The 5,574-nt window shown below is 66.1% G+C and carries 8 protein-coding genes; 3 read left to right on the top strand and 5 right to left on the bottom strand.

Annotation, left to right across the window (positions count from 1 at the left end):
* Window positions 1-294 precede the first annotated feature (294 nt).
* From HUN39_RS18750 to HUN39_RS18730, 5 genes are all read right to left on the bottom strand, one after another.
* Window positions 295-471, bottom strand: coding sequence for a hypothetical protein (locus tag HUN39_RS18750; RefSeq protein WP_232366226.1), 177 nt, complete (start codon window positions 469-471; stop codon window positions 295-297).
* Window positions 472-596: 125 nt separating this feature from the next.
* A complete protein-coding gene (locus tag HUN39_RS19375) occupies window positions 597-956 on the bottom strand; it encodes a hypothetical protein (protein ID WP_232366225.1) in 360 nt (119 codons plus the stop codon).
* A gap of 233 nt (window positions 957-1,189) precedes the next feature.
* Window positions 1,190-2,050, bottom strand: coding sequence for a tRNA nucleotidyltransferase (locus HUN39_RS18740; RefSeq protein WP_232366224.1), 861 nt, complete (start codon window positions 2,048-2,050; stop codon window positions 1,190-1,192).
* 72 nt (window positions 2,051-2,122) lie between these two features.
* Entirely contained in the window at window positions 2,123-2,461 is a 339-nt protein-coding gene (locus HUN39_RS18735) for a hypothetical protein (protein WP_232366223.1), read from the bottom strand.
* A 64-nt stretch (window positions 2,462-2,525) separates the two neighbouring features.
* Entirely contained in the window at window positions 2,526-3,494 is a 969-nt protein-coding gene (locus HUN39_RS18730) for a beta-ribofuranosylaminobenzene 5'-phosphate synthase family protein (protein WP_175095945.1), read from the bottom strand.
* 117 nt (window positions 3,495-3,611) lie between these two features.
* On the opposite strand from HUN39_RS18730, the gene HUN39_RS18725 reads away from it, so the two are divergent.
* Genes HUN39_RS18725 through folK form a run of 3 tightly spaced genes read left to right on the top strand, consistent with a single transcriptional unit; the run spans window position 3,612 to window position 5,331 of the window.
* Window positions 3,612-3,989 (top strand): 4a-hydroxytetrahydrobiopterin dehydratase, encoded by a 378-nt coding sequence (locus HUN39_RS18725; RefSeq protein ID WP_175095944.1) that lies wholly within the window; start codon window positions 3,612-3,614, stop codon window positions 3,987-3,989.
* A 12-nt stretch (window positions 3,990-4,001) separates the two neighbouring features.
* Window positions 4,002-4,847 carry a dihydropteroate synthase gene (folP, locus tag HUN39_RS18720; protein ID WP_175095943.1) on the top strand — a complete coding sequence of 282 codons (846 nt, stop codon included), beginning with the start codon at window positions 4,002-4,004 and terminating at the stop codon, window positions 4,845-4,847.
* Between the two features lie 4 nt (window positions 4,848-4,851).
* The gene (gene folK, locus HUN39_RS18715) at window positions 4,852-5,331 is read left to right on the top strand and encodes a 2-amino-4-hydroxy-6-hydroxymethyldihydropteridine diphosphokinase (RefSeq protein ID WP_175095942.1); all 480 of its coding nucleotides are present in this window, start codon (window positions 4,852-4,854) and stop codon (window positions 5,329-5,331) included.
* The last annotated feature ends 243 nt before the right edge of the window (window positions 5,332-5,574 follow it).

Genomic DNA, 5,574 nt, shown 5'->3' with positions numbered 1-5,574 from the left:
TCGAAGCGCGACTAACTTTCTCGCAGCCGTCTGCATCGCCGCGACAATCAGCTATTGGTTATGAGTCTGGACCCTAGAAGAATACTTGCCGCTTGGATTTCGCTCGAAGGATCTGGAGAAGTTGATCGAACTCGTGTCAGGGGAGAAATTCTGGGAGTCACTGCCGCTACCCCAGCGCGACGAAATCGAAGGCATCGTTAGCAGGATCATCCCGTTAGCTTGATGGGCATATCTATGTGACGACTGTTCTCCAACGCGGGATGTGGCCCCGAAACGGAAAATTGCCACCATCCCCTACGCCACCTCGCTCGACCACCGCTCCGAGCGAAATGCCCGCGCGATCGCCTCGGCGCGGGCGCTTTGGCGCGCCTCTAAGTCGTTCTCCGCAATGTCGGCGCAGGCCTTGAGCGCGATCTCCAGCAGCGCCGCCTTGGGGTCAGGCTGGCCCTCGCGGCCGTGGCATGGGCGCAAAAATCGGGCGCAAAAATCGCTGGCGCAGACGATCCTCAACTCGCGAAACCGCTGCGCCGCGCCTCATATTGTCATGAAACACTGCGGCCGATGGCTTATCTCGGCCGCAGCTTCTTTGCTACGCTTTATTCAACGATTCCTCGTGCGCGGCCGAACGACACTTTGCAGGAACAACCTGTTCCGAGCCATCCGGGCTCGCGGAGCAAGCAAGTTTTCACGTCGGTCGCACAATAATATCCCTCGCTCGCGACGACAGGCACGGAAGCGGCTGCGCCGTAATAGCCGTAGCCCGATGGATAGGCAGAGCCGTAGTAGCCGTAGCTATAGGGGCGTGTCGCCGCCGCGCCGAGCGCCATGCCGTAGTAGCCGGGCCCCAAACCCCGACCACAGCGGCCCCATGCGGAAGCTGGGCTCGAAATTGACAGCATAGGGATTGCGATCGTGGCGGCGAGCGCAGCAGTCATTATCTTTCGTGAGGTCGCCATTGGCGGAACTCCTGGGCCAGGCTCAGCCAGGCCCTTGTTGGACAAAACCCCAACGCCCACTCCTATAACGCCAGCCCCGCTTTGCTTGTTCCGCCAATGAGGGCGCGGAACGCAACGGCGGGAAGTTGGACGCCAACGCTTGCGCCAACCTCATTCAAAAATCGGCGTGAAGCCCAGTCCGCAAGCGAAGCCCAGTCCGCAAGCAATGTCCGCTCTTGGCGCTGCTGAGAAAACTACGCCACTTCGTTCGACCAGCGCTCCGAGCGAAACGCCCGCGCGATCGCCTCGGCGCGGGCGCTTTGGCGCGCCTCCGGGGAGTCGTTCTCCGCAATGTCGGCGCAGGCCTTGAGCGCGATCTCCAGCAGCGCCGCCTTGGGGTAAGGCTTTCCCTCGCGGCCGGCATGGGCGCAAAAATCGCTGGCGCAGACGATCATCAGCTCCTGAAATCGCTCCGGCGCGTCGAACGCCCCGAGCCGCTCGAGCATCAAAGCGACGGGACCGGCGCGCATTTTCGAAACGCGATGCACGCGTTCGCATTCGGCGAGCGCCAGCAGCGCGAGCGCCTTACATTCCGCCGGCGGGCGAAAGCGCGCGCAGATCTCCTCGATGCGCGGGCGCCCGCGCTCGACATGTCGGTAATGCACGGGAAGATGTTCGCGCGGCGAATCCGACTTGCCGACATTCATCACCAGCAGCGCGAAACGCGCGGGCAAGGACGCGCCGCGTTTGGCCGCCGCATCGAGCGATCGCATCAGATGTTCGCCGAGATCGACCTCATCCTCGCCATCGGAAATCTGCGGCACGCCAAAGAGCGCCGCGACCTCCGGCAGGATCTCAAAGAGCGCGCCGCAGTCGCGCAGCGTCTTGATCAGTTTCGACGGCGCGGGGCTCATCAGCCCGCGAACCAGCTCCGGCCACATCTGCGCGGGGTCGGCGTCGACGAGATGGCCGGCCTCGACCTGTTCAAACAACAGATCGAGCGTTTCCTCGTCCGGGTCGTCCTCGGCCTCGGCGAGCAACGCCGACATGCGCAGGATAGCGAGGCCGGGGTCGGTTTGTCCGTAGTCGAACAGGGAGTCGGGTCCAAAGGCCATGGCGAAGCGACCATCAAGGAGATTGGGTCGACATGCAAAGCTCTTGCCGCGAGCGTCGGGCTCGCGGGGCCGTTAGCGGGCCGGCCTGGCCGGCGCGTCGGGCGCGGCGACGCGGCCCGCCCGGCGCCGGGTTTCGGCCGCCGCCGCTTCAAGCTCCGCGCTCATGGCGCGCAGATGGGCCGCCGACTTGCGCTTTGGGTCTTTGGCCCGCGTCGGGTCGAAGGCGCGATACTGCAACTGCTCGGAGCGCGAGTCGCGCACGAAATCCTGCGCCGGCGGCGGCGGAGTGCGCAACCCGGTCGCATCGAAGAGCCGCCCGATGAAGGCGCCGCCGCTCGACGGCGCGTCCTGCGCGAGAGCGGCGCCGGCGGCGAGGCCGGCGATGAGAGCGATGGCGAGGCGCGCGAACATCATCGTTCGAGCAGGCCATAAAAATGCGGCGCGAGTAGGTTCAGGCTCCTCGAAACAGCCTGCTTTACGCGATCTGCGCGTAGACCGCGTCGATCTTCGCGCCGCGGTTGAGGCCCCGGTGGATGGAGATGTCGAGCCCGTCTTCGCGCGCCTGCGCGCCGTGGCGCCCGAGGAGGCGGCGCGCCGCCGCGTCGCTCTCGACGAAGGCGAAGCCGGTCGGACCCCAGGAGGTCTGGCCGCCGCCGGTCGCGCCGTCGGCGAGCAGCCGCGCGACGATCGCCTCGACCTTGCCGCTGGTGAACCGGCGTCCGCCCTGCGCCGGGGCGAAATGATCGCCGACAATCTCCTGAATGCGGCTCACCGCGGCGCCGAAGGGCGCAAGCTCGCGTTCGGCGAGCGCCGGCAGGATCTGCATCAGCACCAGCCGGCAGACTTCGCCGCTCGTTTCGGCGCCGAAAGGCGGCAGTTCGGCGAAGGCGTCGCGCTCGTCCGCGCCATGCAGCCCGACATCGCCCGGATCGCAGACCAGCAGCACGCGCCACGCGTCGGGAAATTCGGCGCGGGCGACGACCGGCGGCGTCGTCGTCTGCGGGCCGCGTCCGCCGTCGACCACGACGCCGCCCAGCTGAAACAGGCCGGCGCCGAGCCCGGAGCGCGCGCCGCGCGCCATCAGCGCCGCGTCGGCGGCCGGGTCATTCGGCAGATCCTCGAGGCGGCGCAGCGCCGCGCTGACCGAGAGCGCTAGCTGGGTGCCGGAGCCAAAGCCCGCATGGGCGGGAATCGCTTCCTCCAGCGTCAGCCTGTGGCGCTGCGTCAGGCCAAGCGCCTCCTGCGCGCGCTCCAGAAGCGCGGCGGCGCGTTCGGCTTCGGGGCCCTCGACGCAGTTTTTGTCGGCGCGGGTCAGGGTCAGCCGGGTCGCCGGCGCGTCGAGCGCGAGGCCGACGCCGCCGAACTTGCGCCCAAGCCCGCCGTTCATGTCGAGAAAACCCAGATGCAGCCGGGCGCTCGCCGCGACGCTTACCTTTGCCGGCATGCCGCCTCTTTTGGTGCAACTGAAGACTTCGGGTCGGTTTAGGCTATAACGCGTCTCAGCGAAAGAATGTTGCGGCGCATGGCGGCGTTGGCGCGCCGCGCAAGAGGGGAGCCTCAGATGGCGAAGGAAGAGCGCGCATATTCCGAAGAGGAGATCGCGGCGCGGCTGAAGCGCGAACTGCCGCACTGGCGCTACGAGAACGGCTGGATCAGGCGCAAGTTCAAGACGCACAGCTGGAAGGGCACGCTGATGGTCGTCAATACGGTCGGCCATCTCGCCGAGGCCGCCTGGCATCACCCCGATATCGCCGCCTCCTACGCATGGGTCGAAGTGAAGCTCATGACCCATACGGCGAAGGGAATCACCGACAAGGATTTCGAACTCGCCAAGAAGATCGAGGAGGTCGTCTCCTGGCGTCCGAGCAAGGCCGGCGGCGCGCTCGAAGGCACGCCCGAGACCGACCAGCGCTTCGCCTATGTGAAATACGACGACTGACGGGACACGCGCTTGGCTTTCGACGTCCAGGCGATCGCGACAGCGCGCGATCGCTTTCTTTCGCTGATCGGAACGCGCCCCGTGATCATGGGGATCGTCAACGTCACGCCCGATTCCTTCTCGGACGGCGGGCTGTTCGCGACGCGTGACGCCGCGCTGGCGCAGGCGCAGAGGCTCGTCAGCACTGGCGCCGATATCGTCGACGTCGGCGCCGAGTCGACGCGCCCCGGCCACACGCCGCTCACCGCGGAAGAGGAGTGGGCGCGGCTGGAGCCGCTGCTCGCCGCGCTGGTGGCGCAGGCGGGCGCGCCGGTGTCGATCGACACCTACAAAGCCGAGACGGCGCGACGCGCGCTTGGCGAAGGCGTCTGTCTCGTCAACGACGTGTGGGGCCTGCAGCGCGATCCTCTGATGGCGCAAACGATCGCGCAAGCCGGCGCCGCCGTCGTGATCATGCATAATCGCGAGACGACGGAGCCACAGATCGACATCGTCGCCGACATGAAGCGGTTCTTCGCCCGCTCGCTCGAGATCGCCCGGCGCGCCGGCGTGCCGGAACGGCATATTCTGCTGGACCCAGGGATCGGCTTCGGCAAGAGCCGCGAGCAGAATTATGACGCGCTGCGCGCGACGCCGGAGCTGTTGGCGCTCGGCTTTCCGCTGCTCATCGGCGTCTCGCGCAAATCGATCTTTAAGGGCCTGGGCGACGGCGTTCTCGAAGGACGGCTCGTCGGCACGCTCGCGGCCAATCTTTTCGCCGCGCGCGACGGCGCGCAGGTCTTTCGCGTGCATGACGCCGCGGAGCATCGCGCGGCTTTCGACGTGATGCGCATTCTCGCCGCGCGCCCGGGAGGTTGAGACGATGCGGGTCGGATTTGGGCTTGGCAGCAATCTTGGCGACAAGCCGGCCAATATTCGCGAGGCGCTGCGGCTGATCGAGGCGCGTCAGCTGGCGCGACTCGATCGGGTCTCGCGACTCTACCGCACGCCGCCCTGGGGCGACCTCGACCAGGGGGATTTCGCCAACGCCTGCGCCATCGGCGACACCGCGCTCGCGTCCTATGAGCTGCTCGCCGCGGTCAAGAAGATCGAGGCCGACATGGGCCGCGCGCCGACGCGGCGCTGGGGGCCGCGACTGATCGACGTCGATATTCTTTTCCTCGGCGACCACGCGATCGACGATCCGGAGCTAACCCTGCCGCACAAGGAGCTTTTCCGGCGCGGTTTCGTTCTCGCGCCGCTCGCCGAAATCGCCCCTGAACTCGAACTGGACGGCGTCACCATGCGCGAGGCGCTGGCCGGCGCTGATGCGAGCGGCGTGCGTCCGTGGTTGGACGAATAGCCGCCCACCCCTGATGGTTGCCTATCTTTGCGGCGCAGCATTCGCTGCCGCTCTAGCCTCTGGAGCAGTTTTTGTAATCTAAAATCATTCAATATAACAACGCTATATATGGAATTGTGCGCCGCGCCATGGTCCCGCTAGAAGCCCTGTCAGGGTGGGAAAATAACTATCCACTAGGGTTGCATTAGCTATTCGATAGATTGTTTTCCTCTATACTAACGGGTATTGTGATTATTGGGGGTT

This window comes from Methylocystis silviterrae (genome assembly GCF_013350005.1).
Taxonomy (GTDB): domain Bacteria; phylum Pseudomonadota; class Alphaproteobacteria; order Rhizobiales; family Beijerinckiaceae; genus Methylocystis; species Methylocystis silviterrae.
The sequence above is the reverse complement of the archived record's forward strand: the minus strand, read 5'-3'. Positions and strand labels throughout refer to the sequence as shown.

What these genes read in the sequence shown, in the direction of transcription:
- folK (WP_175095942.1), top strand. Translation starts at nt 4,852, where the DNA reads ATGCGGGTCGGATTTGGGCTTGGCAGCAATCTTGGCGACAAGCCGGCC.
- HUN39_RS18730 (WP_175095945.1), bottom strand. Translation starts at nt 3,494, where the DNA reads ATGCCGGCAAAGGTAAGCGTCGCGGCGAGCGCCCGGCTGCATCTGGGT.
- HUN39_RS19375 (WP_232366225.1), bottom strand. Translation starts at nt 956, where the DNA reads ATGGCGACCTCACGAAAGATAATGACTGCTGCGCTCGCCGCCACGATC.
- HUN39_RS18725 (WP_175095944.1), top strand. Translation starts at nt 3,612, where the DNA reads ATGGCGAAGGAAGAGCGCGCATATTCCGAAGAGGAGATCGCGGCGCGG.
- HUN39_RS18735 (WP_232366223.1), bottom strand. Translation starts at nt 2,461, where the DNA reads ATGTTCGCGCGCCTCGCCATCGCTCTCATCGCCGGCCTCGCCGCCGGC.
- HUN39_RS18740 (WP_232366224.1), bottom strand. Translation starts at nt 2,050, where the DNA reads ATGGCCTTTGGACCCGACTCCCTGTTCGACTACGGACAAACCGACCCC.